Consider the following 14,227-nt stretch of genomic DNA (forward strand, 5'->3'; position numbering starts at 1 on the left):
CGGTGTTCCCCCGATCAGATCAGTTGTTACGCGGTGCGCGTGACGATGAATGGTACTGAACGATCTTCCAGCCATCTGCATCATGGGCGAGGACCGAGGTCGCAACCCCTTCGCGGTCGATTACGCGACCGTCGGCCAGTTCGATCCGATAGGTGTACGTTTCGCGGCCATACGCCATATGTCCCATCCGGGTGACTGCGAGCGTCGGTTCGCCGAAGGTGAAGCTGGTTATTGCATCGAGTTCCGGTCCCAGGTGATGCTCCATGTAATGCGTGAAGCTGCCTTCCGCCTTGCCGTTTTCGTAAATGAAGGATTCCTGGGCAAACAGCGCAGCCATGGCCTCTGCATCGCGCGACGTCAGGGCATCGCGATATGATGTCAGAATTGCTTCTGCCCCAGCAACGTCATCGTTCATCGCAGCCATATGCTCGGCATGGTTCATGCCCTGCTCCGTATGATCCATCGGCGTTGATACCGAATGTTCCGAATGCGCCGAATGGTCCATGGATTGTGCCAGGGCGGGAGTGCCCCCTGCAGCCAAGGCCAGGGCGACCGCGCTTAGAGATAGTCTCGTTCTCATTGTATATTTCCTTCACTTAAAACCAGAATCGCAAGCCCACGACGTAATTCATCACGCTGGGGTCTTCCCCTGCGGCGCGGGCAAAATCGGCGCCCTCACCGATCCGCCACTCCTGGGAGACGCCGACATAGGGCGCGAATTCGCGTGCGAACTCGTAGCGAAGACGCAGACCTGCCTCGATCCGGTCGAGGCCAGCGCCAATGCCGAGTTCGGGAATATCCTGAGCCGAAAGAGCGATTTCGGCTCGCGGCTGGAGGATCAGCCGCTGCGTGATGCGCTGATCAAGCTCGCCCTCAAAGCGCGCCGTTACATCGCCCTTGCTCGATACGAACGCCGCGACGTCGATCTCGAACTGGTAAGGGGCAATGCCCTGGACACCGATGACCGCATGGGTGCGCTCGGGCCCCGTCAGATCCTGACGGACACCGGCTTGGAAATCGAAGAAGGGTGCGATGGCGCGGCTCCAGAGCGCCTGGACCTCGGCGCCCTCGACGGGCTCACCGAAGCTGCCTTCACCCTCGGATTTGAACCAGAACTTGTCGATATCACCGCCATAATATCCCTGGATATCCCAAAGATATCCATCAGCTCCTTCGCGTGCGCGATACTCAAGGCGGTCGCCCTGAAACCAGAAGCGCATCCCGCCGTCGGTCTCACGGACAAGTTCGCGCCGCGCTTCGTTCATGGCTTCCTCGCCCCAGATCGCAACCGCCGCGCGCGCGGGACCGCTCCCAGCTTCGGGAGGAGGCGGCAGCAGCGGGATATCGTCGTTCGAGCCCATCTGCATCGCCGAATGGTCCATGCCCTGCATGTCCTGCGATCCCATCTGCCCATGGTTCATCTGGCTGTGATCCATCTGCCCATGGTCCATCGACGAGCTGCTGGCTTCCGCCTGCCCCATGTCGCCGCGGTTCATTTGCGAATGATCCATCGCGCCTTCGTCAGGCCTGCCCTGCGGCATCGAACCATGATCCATCGTCGAATGGTCCATCGCAACTTCAGGCTGGGCAGCGGGGCCGCAAGCCCCCTCTGCTACCGGATGCCCCATCGCGCGATGGCGCTCGGCTGCCGCCTCGCACTTTGTTTTGGCGTCAGCCTGCGCCTCGGCGCTCTGCTGCGGTTCCACTGGCGAGTGACCCGCATGCTGCGCCGCGGCGGGGGAGGCGAGAACCGAACCCGCGGCGGCCGAGGCAAGCAGGCTGATGATAGATATCTTCATGCGCCCTCTCCGGCAGGATTGGCAACCGTGACGATCTGAAACATCCCGGCATGCATGTGATAGAGAAGGTGGCAGTGGAAGGCCCAGTCGCCCGGCTCGTCCGCCGTCAGGTCGAACTGCGCGCTGCCACCCGGTTGCAGGATAACCGTGTGCTTCAGTGGTTGACGGTTTGGAGGTGCACCGTTGACCAGCTCGAAGAAGTGTCCGTGCAGATGGATCGGGTGTGCCATCATCGTGTCATTGATCAGCTTTACCCGCACGCGTTCATTATAGGCAAAGCGGATCGGCTCCTCGGAGACGGCGGAGAATTTCTTGCCGTCGAACGACCACATGTAGCGTTCCATGTTCCCGGTAAGATGGATTTCCATCCGGCGCGAAGGGCTTCGCGAGTCCTTGTTTGGTGTCAGCGCGCGCAGCTTGCGATAGTCGAGGGTACGGTGCGGGACATCGGCAAGGCCAATCCCGGGATCGCCCATCCGGTCGACCGGGTTCATCGACACCATGTCGATGCCCGGTCCGACCTTCACATCGGGAGGCAATAGCGAGGTATCGCGCATCTGCATGCCTCCCGCCATGCCAGCCATTCCGGTCATCTCCGCCGAACCGCCATCCATACCGGACATCCCGTCCGCGCCAGCCGCTCCGCTCGATCCGTGATCCATTCCGGCCATCCCGCCAGCGCCATGGTCCATGCCGGCCATACCAGCATCGCCGCCGGAGCCATGGTCCATACCGCTCATGCCCATATCGGCCATAGTGAGCAGCGGGGGATCGCGCAGCGGCGGGATGGCCGCACGCGCGCCGGGCGTGCTCGCCAGCGTTGCGATGCCCATACCTGACCGATCCATCGACTCCGCCATCAGCGTGTAAGCCTGCTGCTCACCCGGCGTCACCACGACGTCGTAGGTTTCCGCGACGCCGATCTGGAACTCGTCCACTTCGACCGGCTCGACGTTCTGCCCGTCGGCTTGAACCACGGTCATCGGCAGGCCGGGAATGCGAATATTGAAAAATGTCATGGCGCCGGCATTGATGAACCGAAGCCGCACACGCTCGCCCGGACGGAAAAGATATTCCAGATTGTCGAGCGGTCCATGACCGTTCAGCAGATATGTATAAGTTGCGCTCGACACATCGAGGATGTCGGTTGGCATCATGCGCATTCTGGCCCACATCCGGCGATCCTCGCCCGAGAGCGGATAGTCGTCGGTCCAGGTATTCTGGTTGTAGTTGAAGTAGCCTTCGCCCTTCTTGAGCTTGTCGAATATCGTGTGGGGCGACATTTCGCTGAACTCGCTCAGCACCACGATATATTCGCGGTCGGCCTGCACCGGATCGGGACCTGCGGGATCGACCACGATCGGACCATAATGACCGGCCTGTTCCTGCAGCCCGCTATGCGAATGCCACCAATAGGTGCCTGCCTGCCGCACGGGAAATTCCGCTGTGAAGGTCTCGCCCGGCTTCACGCCGGGAAAACTTACGCCCGGCACGCCATCGAGCTGGAACGGCACGAGCAGGCCATGCCAGTGGATCGAGGTGTCTTCCTCAAGCTGGTTATGGACGTTGAGGCGGACGGTGGTCCCTTCGCGCAGGCGAAGGAGTGGCCCAGGGATGCTGCCATTGACGGCAATCGCGCCGCCACGCCTGTTGCCGGTGGAGAAAGCCGAGCGCGCAACCGTCAGATCGATATTCGGTCCGGTCGCCTCATCGATACCTCGCCGGGCGGCCCCGGAGAGCAGATCTCCGCCTCGCGCCCAAGCGGGAACGGCACCGCCCAGGCCAAGCAGGCCCAGCCCGCTGGCACTTGTTCCAAGAAATTTTCGGCGATTGACGGCAGGCATAGGGGGCTCCTGAGAAGGCATATACCGTCACTTACGCGGCCACCTGCGCTACCCCTCAAAGTTTTCGAACCGCTCCTTCAGCCGGTTGCGCGCACGATAGATGCGCGTCTCGACAGCTTTCTCCGTGGTGCCGAGCAGCTCGGCAGCCTCGGCCTGGCTGTATCCCTCGACAGTGACCAGCACGAGCGCCTCTTGCAGCCGCACCGGCAAGCGCCCGATTTCGGCCTGGACCAGCCGCAGCTGTTCGCGGGCTCCGGCAACATTTTCGGGATTGGGGGCATCGTCGGCAACGGCGTCGGCTTCCCGCCCGTCCGGCAAACTAAGGAAGCCCGCAACTTTCCTCCGGCGGAGCCTGTCGCGGCACCGGTTGAGAACGATTGTCGTCAAATAAGGACCGATGGGCTTGCTCGGATCGAGGCGATGCCGTGTCAGCCAGACCGAAGCGAGACTGTCCTGGACGACATCTTGGGCCCGCGAGGGTGAACCCAGCATACGCGTGGCGAGCGCAATCAACCTAGCGATCTCATGCTCGACCAGAGCTGTGAACGCCCGCTTGTCACCGGCTATCGCCCGCCCGATCAGAGCTTCGTTCGAAGTGTCATCCACCACTGCCAAGGCTGATCAGTCACGCGGATCGCGCGTGAGGGCCGCGGACACTTTCCGGTCGAACTGAAGCTGCTGATCGGGATCGAGAATTTCCCGCATGTCGAAGACGTGGCGCACGGTCGCTTTTTGCAAATCGCCCATGCGCGCATGCACCTCGTCGATCGCGGCACTGACTTCGGGCCCGTATTCGTGCTCGGTTTCCATTGCCTGGGCGAGCTGGGCGTTGGCTGCGCGCGCAGAGGCTTCGAGCCTTGCCTGTTCTACCGCGAAACGCGCTTCGAGCGCGTCGAGCCGCTGCTCCTGATCAGCCGTGAGCGAGAGTTCATCGTGCACGAACTGGTGCAGGCTACCCTCGGCATCGTTGTTGGACCAGCGATCGGCGGCAAGCGCTCCGAGGCATCCGGCGAGCGCCGCCAGCAGGACCGCGAGGACAAGGTGAAACTTCTTCAACGCCTATGACCCCACATGAAGCAAAGCAGCGGGCGACAGGGATTCTCCGCCAACGAGGCTCTCGCCAACAATTTCTGTAGGAGCGCCATATTCGGACGGCCATCCGCTGGTCCCTGCGCCTGCCGCCAGGCCGACGACAAACAGACCGGCGAACAAGGCCATTCTGCGTCGCTGATCGGCAATTTCGCCAAGCTGTCCTGCGCGCTGCCAGACGCCGTTCATGAAGTCGGGCGGCACGTCGCCAGCCTCCTGCGACGCCATCGTGCCGAGCATCGCATCGAGTGTCTGATTATCACGCATCCCTTGCTCCTGTCGGTTGCACGGTTCCTATACGCGACACTTCGCGCAAACCCTCAAGATAATTTGAGGGCAAGAAGCAATTGATGCGTAAAGGCATTGAGTCAAAAGCACGCGTCGTTTGTCGGCGCAGAATTTGCGCGGACACATTCTGGCAAAGTCATTCTGCTCGGCGCGGCCTCAGGAAAGGCAAATGTAAATGAGTTTCATCAATCCATCAAAACCGTTCAGTCGTTCGCTGGCGGCTTCGCTCCTCCTCGCCCTTGCAGCCTGCTCGAATGCGGCCCAGGCCGCGACATACACGATGTACCGCGACGCAGGGTGCGGGTGCTGTCTTAACTGGGCCGGTCACGTAGAACACGGGCTCGAAGCGGAGGTCGCCTCGGTCGACTCCGACGACATGGCTGCACTAAAGACAGCCAGGGGTGTACCGCAGGATCTGTGGTCGTGCCACACGATGGAAGTCGATGGCTATATCATCGAAGGCCACGTGCCGGCCGATGCCGTCGCGAAGCTATTACGCGAACGCCCCGAAGGAGTGGCAGGCCTGGCCGTGCCCGGAATGCCGCTTGGCTCGCCCGGGATGGAACTCGGGGACCAGGTGCAGCCCTATGATGTCATCGCCTTCGGCCCAGGCGGGCGGAGCGTGTTCGCATCCTACCCGTGAATATGGGCAGCCCTTTTTGCGCCAACTCTGACGGAGGACCATCATGTCGGACTATTCGGTCAAAACCTCAATTTTCATATGGGGCTGGACACTCAGCCTCTTCCTGCTTTTCAGCTACCTGATCTGCATCGGTTTCGGCCTGCTCGCGCCCGAACAGGCGCACATGCACGAAGCGTGGGCGCCGCTGCTTCCCGGTTTCGAGTGGCTGACCCTCTCGGGCTTTCTGGCAGGCGCTCTTGGAAGTTTTTTGTATGGTTGGTATATTGCTTTAATCGCGGTGCCGCTTTTCCGATATTTTCAGAAGCGTTTCAGTCGATAGACAGAGCTTGTCGCGGTAACTTGGTCCAAGAGGGGCAAGGCCTCGTCTGGCTCATTTCGATCGCATATTATTACTGGAGCTAGAGCCATTCCCAGTGACGTGCTCCCCTGAAATGTGACCGATTTTGAGTAGAGTCCGACACGAAGGAGTCGGACGGAATGAAGCGCAGCAGGTTCAGCGAAGAGCAGATCATCGCGATCTTGAAGGAGCAGGAGGCGGGGATGGCGACGGCGGACGTGTGCCGCCGCCATGGGATCAGTTCAGCCACGTTCTATAAATGGAAGTCGAAGTTCGGCGGGCTGGAGGTTTCCGAGGCGCGCCGTCTGCGGGCGCTCGAGGACGAGAACGCCAGGCTCAAGAAGCTGTTGGCCGAGGCGATGCTCGACAACGTGGTGCTGAAGGATCTGGCGTCAAAAAAATGGTGACGCCCGGCGCCAGGCGGGAAGCCGTCGCCCATGCCCGTGAGCATTACGGGCTGAGCGAGCGTCGGGCGTGCAAGCTGGTTGGCGTGAGCCGACGGGTGATCCGGTATCGATCGTTGCGGCCGGACGACGGCCCGCTGCGGCAGCGGTTGCGCGAACTGGCGGCGGAGCGTCGTCGGTTCGGCTATCGCCGCCTGGGCTATCTGCTGGCGCGGGAAGGCATGAAACCTAACCACAAGAAGCTGCTGCGGATATATCGCGAGGAAAACCTTCGCGTCCGTCGCCGTGGCGGCCGCAAGCGTGCCCTGGGCACCAGGGCGCCGATACTGCTGCCGGATGGGCCGAACCAGCGATGGAGCCTCGACTTCGTCTCGGACAGCTTCGCCTGCAGCCGGCGCTTCCGCATCCTGTGTGTGGTCGACGACTACACGCGCGAGTGTCTGGCGTTGGTCGCCGACACGTCGCTGTCAGGCGTGCGCGTAGCACGCGAGCTGACCCGACTGATCGGACTGCGCGGCAAGCCGCATACGGTGGTCAGCGACAACGGGACGGAACTGACCTCGTCGGCCATCCTGCGCTGGTCGCAGGAGCGGCGGGTCGAATGGCACTACATCGCGCCTGGCAAGCCGATGCAGAACGGCTTCGTCGAGAGCTTCAACGGGCGCCTGCGCGACGAATGCCTCAATGAGACGCTGTTCACCTCGCTGGCCCACGCCCGGTTCGTGCTCGACGCCTGGCGGCATGACTACAATCACGTCAGGCCACACTCGAAACTGGGCGGCAAGACCCCCGCCGAGATCGCCGGCCAACGTGTCTGGGGGCATGCCCCCAGACACGTTGCCATCCCCTCAATCAACCATCATGAAGGAGCCGGACTCTACCTCTGAATGGTAACACTCAGGGGAGCACGTCACCAGAACTCCGTCCCAAGGAGAGAGGCGATCCCTGTTAGTTCACGTCGCCATCGGCGCTGTTCTGGGTGTAGTGATTCTTCACCCGCTCACGACGCTCGTCTTTTGGTACGAGTTTGGTGCCTTGGCCTTTGCCGACCAAGACAGCGCACTCAGCTTCATAATCGACCGGACTCTCTCCGCGTTTGCGTTCGAAATGTTTGCAATGAGCTTGATATATGCCGCGATCGGCGGCGCGATCGGACTGGGTTTTGGAGTGTATCATGTTCGGCTCGTGCACGAGCGGTCCAGAGTTCGCTTTCTGGAACGCGAACTCAATGAAGAACTTCCATTACTAATAGCTCGCGGCGAAAGCGAGCAGCTGGAATTCAAATCTTCCTTCCGTTGGGACAGGCGTCAGGAGAAAGTCAACCGCAGCTTGCAGCAAGTCATCGTCAAAACCCTGGCGGGGTTCCTCAACCAAGAGGGCGGCACTCTCCTTATCGGTGTCGAAGATGATGGCAGCATCGCGGGCATCGAGGCGGACATGCAAACGCTTAAGCCCGCCAACCAGGATGGCTTCGAACGTTTATTGATGGACACAGCAAAAGAGGGTCTTGGAGGACACGCGTGTGCTCTGATCCATTGTAGGTTCCACAAACTCGAGGAAAAGATCGTTTGCCGAGTTATTGTGGAGAAGAGCTTGGAGCCGATCTATTTTTCCGAAGGGAGCGTGGCCCGGTTCATGCTGCGAGCAGGCAATAGCACGCGTGAGCTCGATGTGCGCGAAGCTCAGGCTTATCTCCAGCATCGCGGGAAAGTGAGCATCTAACCGCTGGTCTGTGGGACAGCACGCGTGTTCGGAGCGCTTTGTCGATCGGCTCAGTTCCTGCAAATTTATGATGCGGTTGGGGCTTCGCCCCGCCACATACTCAAAAATATTGAGGGATGAGCCCCGACCGAACGTACTGTCCGGCATGATCTTTCTTGAACGGGAGACCATCGACAGGGGAAAGTCTTGCAAGACCATGAGCACGAGAATCAAAGCGAAACAGCTGGCTCGATAACCCTGCTGGGCGGCGTGGCGATGGGAACCGGCGTCATGATCGGTGCCGGCATATTCGCGCTGACCGGGCAGATCGCCGAGCTTGCCGGTCCGCTCTTCCCCTTATCCTTCATCGCTGGCGCGCTGGTAACCTCGCTGGCGGCGTACAGCTATATCAAGATGTCGAACAAATGGCCGTCTTCGGGCGGCATCGCGATGATCTTGCAGAAAGCATACGGACCCGGCGTGATCGCCGCCTCTGCCTCGCTCCTAATGGCGCTGTCGATGGTGATTAACGAGAGCCTCGTGGCCCGCACCTTTGCCACTTACGCGCTGCGCCCGTTCGGCCTCGAAAGCAGCGGGTGGCTCGTTTCTCTCGCAGCGCTTGCCGTCATCATTTTCGCCTATCTCGTCAATGCAGCGGGCAACAGGTCGGTAAGCGGCTTCTCGCTTATCATGTCCGCCATCAAGATCGGCGGCATCGCGCTGTTCGCAGTCGCCGCGATCTTGGCCAGCGGTTTTTCATCAGGCGCATTTTCGCAGCCCGTCTCGCTGACCAATGCAGAAGCCCTGCTCGCCTCGGTTGCTTTCTCGATCCTCGCCTTCAAGGGCTTCACCACGATTACCAATAGCGGCGGCGAAATCGTCGACCCGCACAAGAATGTCGGCCGGACGATCATGATCTCGATCGCGGTCTGTATCGTGATCTATCTGCTTGTCGCAGTGGCGGTGGGTTCGAGCCTGAGCATATCCGAGATCGTCGAGGCGCGCGATTATTCGCTCGCAGCAGCGGCGCGTCCGGCGCTGGGAGAACTGGGCTTCTATTTCACCGTCGCGATCGCGATCGCCGCAACGACTTCGGGCGTGATCGCGAGCGTATTTGCCGTGTCGCGCATGCTTGCGATGCTGACCGACATGAAGATGATCCCGCACAGCCATTTCGGCATGAGCGGCGGGATACGCAGCCACATGCTGGTCTATACGGTGGTCATTGCCGGGACGCTTGCCGTCCTGTTCGATCTGTCGCGGATCGCCTCGCTGGGCGCCTTCTTCTACCTCGTCATGGATATGCTGGTGCACTGGGGCGTCCTGCGTCACCTGCGCAAGGAAGTCGGCGCGCGAGCATCAATACTTCTTACAGCACTCGCGGCAGATGGCGTGGTCCTCGCAGCCTTTACCGCGGCCAAATTGCGCAGCGATCCTGCCGTTGTCGCCTATGCGGCGATCGGCATCGTCGCGGTGTTCGTGGGGGAATGGATCTACCTCTCGCGCAATTCCGAAGCGCCCGCTTCTCACAAAGATGATCGGTCAGGAGAGAAGAGTTGATGGCACCTTCTTCAACCAGCTTTGCCGCTTTTACGCCGGGCTTTTTCGAAACCGTTTCCCGAAAACCTGAGTTGACGAAGCGAAACGTCAAGAAAAACAGATGGAGCGATTCATGACGACCCGAACAGCGGCGGTCTACCGCATGGTGATGGAGGACCATGTCTGTCCCTATGGCATCAAGACGGTCGATCTTGTCAAGCGGCAAGGCTTCGAGGTCGACGATCATCACCTGACCAGCAGGGAGGAAACCGATGCGTTCAAGGACAAGTACGACGTCGAGACCACCCCGCAGACCTTTATCGAAGGCAAGCGCATTGGCGGCTATGACGATGTCCGCGAATTCTTCGGCAAGAGCCGCTCGCAGCCTGAGGAAGGCGAAACCAGCTATCAGCCGGTCATTGCGATTTTCGCGGTCGCGCTGCTGCTCGCGCTAGGGCTGAGCTGGGCGTTTTTTGACGACCTCTTCACTGTCCGGGCCGCAGAATGGTTCGTGAGCCTGTCGATGACCCTGCTCGCCGTTCAGAAGCTTCAGGACGTGCGCAGTTTCTCGACGATGTTCCTCAACTACGACCTGCTCGCACGGCGCTGGGTGCCCTATGGCTTCGTCTACCCGTTCGGCGAAGCCGCTGCCGGCATTCTCATGACCGCGGGCGCGCTGACCTGGCTCTCGGCCCCGCTGGCATTGTTCATCGGCACAGTCGGCGCTGTCAGCGTCTTCAAGGCTGTCTACATCGACAAGCGCGAGCTTAAATGCGCCTGCGTGGGCGGCAGCAGCAATGTGCCGCTCGGCTTTGTCTCGCTGACCGAAAATCTGTTCATGATCGGAATGGGTCTGTGGATGGGCGCGAAGCTTCTCGCATGATCACCGCGCTCCTTCTCTCCGTCTTTCTGTTCCTCTCGGCTGTCGCTTCGCACCTTGCCATTCTGGGTGTCGGTCACCGGCTTCTCGACCGGCGCCGCGATACGCAGGCAAAGCTTGCCGTTTCGCTGATCGTGCTCGCGTCGCATTTCCTCGTGGCGATCCTTTTTGCCGCAGGTTTCTGGCTGGGCGCGCAATGGGGCCTGGGAGGTTTCGACAAGGCGCCTTCCATGGACTGGATGGACTACTTCTATTTCTCGCTCATCAACGTGACCACACTGGGCCTGGGCGACATTTATCCGACCGAGCACCTGAGAGTCCTGGCCGGCGTCGAGGCCCTCACCGGCTTCGCTCTCATCAGCTGCTCGGCGCAGCTATTCTGGACCATGATGCACAAAGGAGAAAAAGCATGACTGAAAAGACGACCCACTCGGACAAGGGAGGGGGCGGCAGCTACTGGCGATTCATGGCCATGGTGTCGACCTCGACCGTGATCATGTTCTTCCTGATGTATGCCAACACCTTTACCGTCGATGATCTTTTCTGGAGCGAAACGCGCTTCTGGATGATGTTTGTCATGGGCGCGATGATGATGGTTGTCATGCTGCTCTTCATGTGGGGCATGTACAAGGACCGGACCAAGAACTTCATTATTCTGGGCGTCGGCGCCTTCGTGTTCGCCCTCGCGCTGTGGCTGGTGCGCAGCCAGACCACCGTCGACGATACCGAATATATGGCAGCGATGATCCCGCACCACTCGATCGCGATCATGACCAGCGAACGCGCGAGCCTGAAGGATCCTCGCGTGCGCGAACTCGCTCAGGCCATCATCGTCGCCCAGCGCCGCGAAATCGCCGAGATGAAATATCTCATCGACGATATCGAGCAGAACGGTCCTCGGACCGAAGAACGCCTGCCCGAGGAGATGCAGCCATGAACAAGATAGCTTTCACGGCGCTCATCGCGCTACCGCTTGCCGCCTGCAATTCGAACACCGCTCCGGGCAACGACCGCGAAGCCCAGCTCGACCCGCCTGCCACTGCCGCGCCGATCGAGGATGCGGCCAGTGCACTGGCAAATGTTGACTCAGGCCTGATGCTTCCCGGGACCATGAATGACGCGGATCTTGCTGCTCTGGGCGCAGGACAGGCCTGCCAGTTCCGCCTGACCGAAGTGGCCTTTCCCTCATTTGTCTATGACGGCGACGGGGGCGGAGCAATCAAGATCAATGGCAAATTGATCCCCGTCACTGCCGATGGCCCCGGCAGCTATTCGAACGGTGAGCTTCGGATCAGAACCCGCATGCTGGATGATGAAGGCGATGCGAGCCTGCAGATGCAGGAGATGATCGTGGCAGCGCCAAGAGCCAAGGATGAGTTTGGCTTTTGGGGCTATACCACCTGTCCAGCCGAGGGAGCCTGATACTGGCAGGGCGCATGGGCGGGCCGTCGGTTACCCCATGCGCCCGCGCCTCCGCCCTTCGTCGCCCTCACCAGTTTTAACAGGAACAAGCAGATGACCGATACGAGGCCCATCGCTGTCTTCGGCGCAGGCGGGAAGACCGGCACCGAGCTACTGAGGCATGCCCTTGCCCGGGACATACCGATCCGCGCCTTCGAACACACGGTGCCCGGACCAGACGAGCGGGTGGGCGACTTCGAATATATCGAATGCGATGTGCTGTCGGACGATTTCGCTGGCGATCTCGATGGCTGCCGCGCGGTTATCTCGACCCTCGGTGTCGCTTTTGGTCCGGGCAATGCGATCGATCCACCGCCGCTTTATACCGATGGCACGCGCAACCTGCTCGGGGCGATGGCACAGACGAAGATCGACCGCATTGCCGTGATCTCCGCTGCCTTTGTCGAACATCAGTCGAGCGTCCCGGCCTGGTTTGAGCTCACCGCCAAGCCTGCATTGTTCAATATACTCGAGCAGATGCGCGCCATGGAAGCGATGCTCAGCGACGCCCAAGGTATCAAATGGACGGCCGCACGGCCGGGCTGGCTGCTGGATGAGCCTTACACCGGCGATGCCGTCATTACGGACGAACGCTTGGCAGAAGGCTGTTTCCGCTGCCGTCATGCTGATCTAGCGGCGAGCCTGCTTGAATTCGTGTGCGAAGATACCTGGATCAACGCAAAGCCTGCCATCGGCAGGCCCGAAGCCGAACGTTTCGAAAGTCCTGCCGCCATCAAGGCCGAACTCGGGATCGATTAAACGTCGTAACATTTTTCAATCTGTAACGAGCCCGAACGTTACAGACTTTGAGCAACAGACAAGGAAGTCGCATGTTTCTGGAGAAAATCAAAACCCCCGGTCTCTCACACCTTTCCTACATCATCGGCTCGGGCGGAAAGGCAGCGGTCATCGATCCGCGCCGGGACTGCGAGGTCTATGTCGAAAAGGCCCGGGCCGAAGGGCTGGAGATAACGCATATCTTCGAAACCCATCGCAATGAGGATCTGCTCAGCGGCTCGCCGATCTTGGCCAATTTGACAGGAGCCACGGTCTATCACGGGCCCAACGCGGCAGGCGAAGTCATCTTTGCCAGGACCGCGCGCGAAGGCGATTGTTTCGAGCTGGGTCAATTGAAGATCGAAGTGCTTGAAACACCTGGACACACCGACGATCATCTCGCTTTCGTCATCCATGACAGCGAATATTCCGAGGGGCCGGTCGGCGTCTTTACCGGCGATGCCCTGTTCGTCGGCGATGTCGGGCGCACCGATTTCTATCCCGAGCGCAAGGAAGAAGTCGCGGGCCTTCTATTCGACTCCCTGCAGAAACTTTGCGGCCTCGGCGATCAGGCGATTATCTACCCGGCGCATGGTGCGGGCTCGGTCTGCGGGTCGGGAATGGCGGACCGGGAATTCTCGACAATCGGCCACGAGCGGCGCAACAACCCGCGCCTGCGCATCTCCGACCGCGACGAGTTCATCGAGGCGAAGGTAGCAGAGCACCACTACCAGCCGCCCTATTTCCGGCTGATGGAGCGGCTCAACCTTGCAGGGTCCGATGCCGCGCCGCGCGTCATGCGGCCAAGGCGTCTGGGGCTGGAAGACCTTAGCGAGAGCGGCGCCGATCACCTGGTCGATGTGCGCGAGCCGCTCGCCTACGCTGCCGGCCATCTGCCGGGTGCCATGTGCCTTCCGGTTGGAATGATACCGGCCTTTGCCGGATGGTTCCTCGGTGAAGGCGACAGGATCGCCCTCATTGCTTCCGAGGAAGGCCAGCTAGCCCAGGCCATGGCCCATCTGGTGCGCATCGGTCTCGATAATGTTGTGGGCGGCTATGTCGGCGTGGTTCCAGCCGCCGCACAGGGCAAAGCGATGCGCAGCATTCCCATGATTGGCACCGAGGAAGTCGCGCGCAGGCTCGATCAAGACAGCGGCGAGTGGACCTTGCTCGACGTGCGCGACGCGGACGAACGGCAAGAAGCAAGCATCGACGGCTCAGGACATATCTATGTCGGTGAGCTCAACACGCGGTGGGAAGAGCTCGACCGCGACCGCCACTACACGCTGATGTGCGCGAGCGGCATGCGGGCGAGCGTTGCGGCGGGTTGGCTGGCCAGCAAGGGTTTCGAGCACCTCGATATCTATCTGGGCTCTATGGGGGCGTGGACAAACGCCTCCGGCTGAAGCGCCAAAATCTTGAAAAGCAAGCCAAAATCTTTTGCGAGATTTTGCTCGTATGTGGT

General features: G+C 60.6%; 17 protein-coding genes. 11 read left to right on the plus strand and 6 right to left on the minus strand.

Annotated features, from left to right (window positions below):
• Positions 1 to 19: 19 nt before the first annotated feature.
• The 6 genes from G5C33_RS14405 to G5C33_RS14430 all read right to left on the minus strand — a co-directional run bounded on the left by G5C33_RS14405 (position 20) and on the right by G5C33_RS14430 (position 4,999).
• Positions 20 to 442 carry a YybH family protein gene (locus G5C33_RS14405; RefSeq protein ID WP_225982096.1) on the minus strand — a complete coding sequence of 141 codons (423 nt, stop codon included), beginning with the start codon at positions 440 to 442 and terminating at the stop codon, positions 20 to 22.
• 154 nt (positions 443 to 596) lie between these two features.
• Positions 597 to 1,799: a copper resistance protein B gene (locus G5C33_RS14410; protein WP_010412792.1), complete on the minus strand. Its 1,203-nt coding sequence runs from the start codon at positions 1,797 to 1,799 to the stop codon at positions 597 to 599.
• Positions 1,796 to 3,643 carry a copper resistance system multicopper oxidase gene (locus G5C33_RS14415; protein ID WP_010412790.1) on the minus strand — a complete coding sequence of 616 codons (1,848 nt, stop codon included), beginning with the start codon at positions 3,641 to 3,643 and terminating at the stop codon, positions 1,796 to 1,798. The genes G5C33_RS14410 and G5C33_RS14415 overlap by 4 nt, the downstream gene beginning before the upstream one ends.
• A 48-nt stretch (positions 3,644 to 3,691) precedes the next feature.
• Positions 3,692 to 4,249, minus strand: coding sequence for an RNA polymerase sigma factor (locus tag G5C33_RS14420; protein WP_370178334.1), 558 nt, complete (start codon positions 4,247 to 4,249; stop codon positions 3,692 to 3,694).
• Positions 4,250 to 4,264: 15 nt separating this feature from the next.
• Positions 4,265 to 4,699 carry a periplasmic heavy metal sensor gene (locus G5C33_RS14425; protein WP_010412783.1) on the minus strand — a complete coding sequence of 145 codons (435 nt, stop codon included), beginning with the start codon at positions 4,697 to 4,699 and terminating at the stop codon, positions 4,265 to 4,267.
• Positions 4,700 to 4,702: 3 nt separating this feature from the next.
• Entirely contained in the window at positions 4,703 to 4,999 is a 297-nt protein-coding gene (locus G5C33_RS14430; protein ID WP_029140031.1) for a hypothetical protein, read from the minus strand.
• 196 nt (positions 5,000 to 5,195) lie between these two features.
• On the opposite strand from G5C33_RS14430, the gene G5C33_RS14435 reads away from it, so the two are divergent.
• The 11 genes from G5C33_RS14435 to G5C33_RS14485 all read left to right on the plus strand — a co-directional run bounded on the left by G5C33_RS14435 (position 5,196) and on the right by G5C33_RS14485 (position 14,168).
• Complete coding sequence (locus G5C33_RS14435) at positions 5,196 to 5,663, plus strand: DUF411 domain-containing protein (RefSeq protein WP_033193265.1); 468 nt, start codon at positions 5,196 to 5,198, stop codon at positions 5,661 to 5,663.
• A gap of 43 nt (positions 5,664 to 5,706) precedes the next feature.
• A complete protein-coding gene (locus G5C33_RS14440) occupies positions 5,707 to 5,982 on the plus strand; it encodes a hypothetical protein (protein ID WP_010412775.1) in 276 nt (91 codons plus the stop codon).
• 158 nt (positions 5,983 to 6,140) lie between these two features.
• Positions 6,141 to 7,291, plus strand: a protein-coding gene (locus G5C33_RS14445) for an IS3 family transposase (protein WP_165325588.1) whose coding sequence is annotated in 2 segments (ribosomal slippage) — positions 6,141 to 6,393 and positions 6,393 to 7,291 — 1,152 coding nt in all. Because the reading frame shifts where the segments join, the coding sequence is not laid out codon by codon here.
• Between the two features lie 97 nt (positions 7,292 to 7,388).
• Positions 7,389 to 8,126, plus strand: coding sequence for an AlbA family DNA-binding domain-containing protein (locus G5C33_RS14450; RefSeq protein ID WP_010412772.1), 738 nt, complete (start codon positions 7,389 to 7,391; stop codon positions 8,124 to 8,126).
• Positions 8,127 to 8,381: 255 nt separating this feature from the next.
• Positions 8,382 to 9,665, plus strand: coding sequence for an APC family permease (locus tag G5C33_RS14455; RefSeq protein WP_010412769.1), 1,284 nt, complete (start codon positions 8,382 to 8,384; stop codon positions 9,663 to 9,665).
• A gap of 112 nt (positions 9,666 to 9,777) precedes the next feature.
• Positions 9,778 to 10,527: a glutaredoxin family protein gene (locus G5C33_RS14460; protein ID WP_165327860.1), complete on the plus strand. Its 750-nt coding sequence runs from the start codon at positions 9,778 to 9,780 to the stop codon at positions 10,525 to 10,527.
• The gene (locus G5C33_RS14465) at positions 10,524 to 10,937 is read left to right on the plus strand and encodes a potassium channel family protein (RefSeq protein WP_066776710.1); all 414 of its coding nucleotides are present in this window, start codon (positions 10,524 to 10,526) and stop codon (positions 10,935 to 10,937) included. Before G5C33_RS14460 ends, G5C33_RS14465 begins: the two co-directional genes overlap by 4 nt.
• The gene (locus G5C33_RS14470; protein ID WP_010412760.1) at positions 10,934 to 11,461 is read left to right on the plus strand and encodes a DUF305 domain-containing protein; all 528 of its coding nucleotides are present in this window, start codon (positions 10,934 to 10,936) and stop codon (positions 11,459 to 11,461) included. The genes G5C33_RS14465 and G5C33_RS14470 overlap by 4 nt, the downstream gene beginning before the upstream one ends.
• A complete protein-coding gene (locus G5C33_RS14475; protein WP_010412757.1) occupies positions 11,458 to 11,946 on the plus strand; it encodes a DUF6692 family protein in 489 nt (162 codons plus the stop codon). Before G5C33_RS14470 ends, G5C33_RS14475 begins: the two co-directional genes overlap by 4 nt.
• Before the next feature lie 93 nt (positions 11,947 to 12,039).
• Positions 12,040 to 12,744 carry an NAD(P)-dependent oxidoreductase gene (locus G5C33_RS14480; RefSeq protein ID WP_010412754.1) on the plus strand — a complete coding sequence of 235 codons (705 nt, stop codon included), beginning with the start codon at positions 12,040 to 12,042 and terminating at the stop codon, positions 12,742 to 12,744.
• A 71-nt stretch (positions 12,745 to 12,815) separates the two neighbouring features.
• On the plus strand, positions 12,816 to 14,168 hold the full coding sequence (locus G5C33_RS14485; protein ID WP_010412751.1) for an MBL fold metallo-hydrolase: 1,353 nt from the start codon (positions 12,816 to 12,818) through the stop codon (positions 14,166 to 14,168).
• Positions 14,169 to 14,227: the final 59 nt, after the last annotated feature.

It is taken from the genome of Sphingosinithalassobacter tenebrarum (genome assembly GCF_011057975.1).
GTDB classification, from domain to species: domain Bacteria; phylum Pseudomonadota; class Alphaproteobacteria; order Sphingomonadales; family Sphingomonadaceae; genus Sphingomonas; species Sphingomonas tenebrarum.

What these genes read in the sequence shown, in the direction of transcription:
- G5C33_RS14410 (WP_010412792.1), bottom strand. Translation starts at nt 1,799, where the DNA reads ATGAAGATATCTATCATCAGCCTGCTTGCCTCGGCCGCCGCGGGTTCG.
- G5C33_RS14470 (WP_010412760.1), top strand. Translation starts at nt 10,934, where the DNA reads ATGACTGAAAAGACGACCCACTCGGACAAGGGAGGGGGCGGCAGCTAC.
- G5C33_RS14485 (WP_010412751.1), top strand. Translation starts at nt 12,816, where the DNA reads ATGTTTCTGGAGAAAATCAAAACCCCCGGTCTCTCACACCTTTCCTAC.
- G5C33_RS14440 (WP_010412775.1), top strand. Translation starts at nt 5,707, where the DNA reads ATGTCGGACTATTCGGTCAAAACCTCAATTTTCATATGGGGCTGGACA.
- G5C33_RS14405 (WP_225982096.1), bottom strand. Translation starts at nt 442, where the DNA reads ATGAACCATGCCGAGCATATGGCTGCGATGAACGATGACGTTGCTGGG.
- G5C33_RS14430 (WP_029140031.1), bottom strand. Translation starts at nt 4,999, where the DNA reads ATGCGTGATAATCAGACACTCGATGCGATGCTCGGCACGATGGCGTCG.
- G5C33_RS14475 (WP_010412757.1), top strand. Translation starts at nt 11,458, where the DNA reads ATGAACAAGATAGCTTTCACGGCGCTCATCGCGCTACCGCTTGCCGCC.
- G5C33_RS14455 (WP_010412769.1), top strand. Translation starts at nt 8,382, where the DNA reads ATGGGAACCGGCGTCATGATCGGTGCCGGCATATTCGCGCTGACCGGG.
- G5C33_RS14415 (WP_010412790.1), bottom strand. Translation starts at nt 3,643, where the DNA reads ATGCCTGCCGTCAATCGCCGAAAATTTCTTGGAACAAGTGCCAGCGGG.
- G5C33_RS14435 (WP_033193265.1), top strand. Translation starts at nt 5,196, where the DNA reads ATGAGTTTCATCAATCCATCAAAACCGTTCAGTCGTTCGCTGGCGGCT.
- G5C33_RS14480 (WP_010412754.1), top strand. Translation starts at nt 12,040, where the DNA reads ATGACCGATACGAGGCCCATCGCTGTCTTCGGCGCAGGCGGGAAGACC.
- G5C33_RS14465 (WP_066776710.1), top strand. Translation starts at nt 10,524, where the DNA reads ATGATCACCGCGCTCCTTCTCTCCGTCTTTCTGTTCCTCTCGGCTGTC.
- G5C33_RS14460 (WP_165327860.1), top strand. Translation starts at nt 9,778, where the DNA reads ATGACGACCCGAACAGCGGCGGTCTACCGCATGGTGATGGAGGACCAT.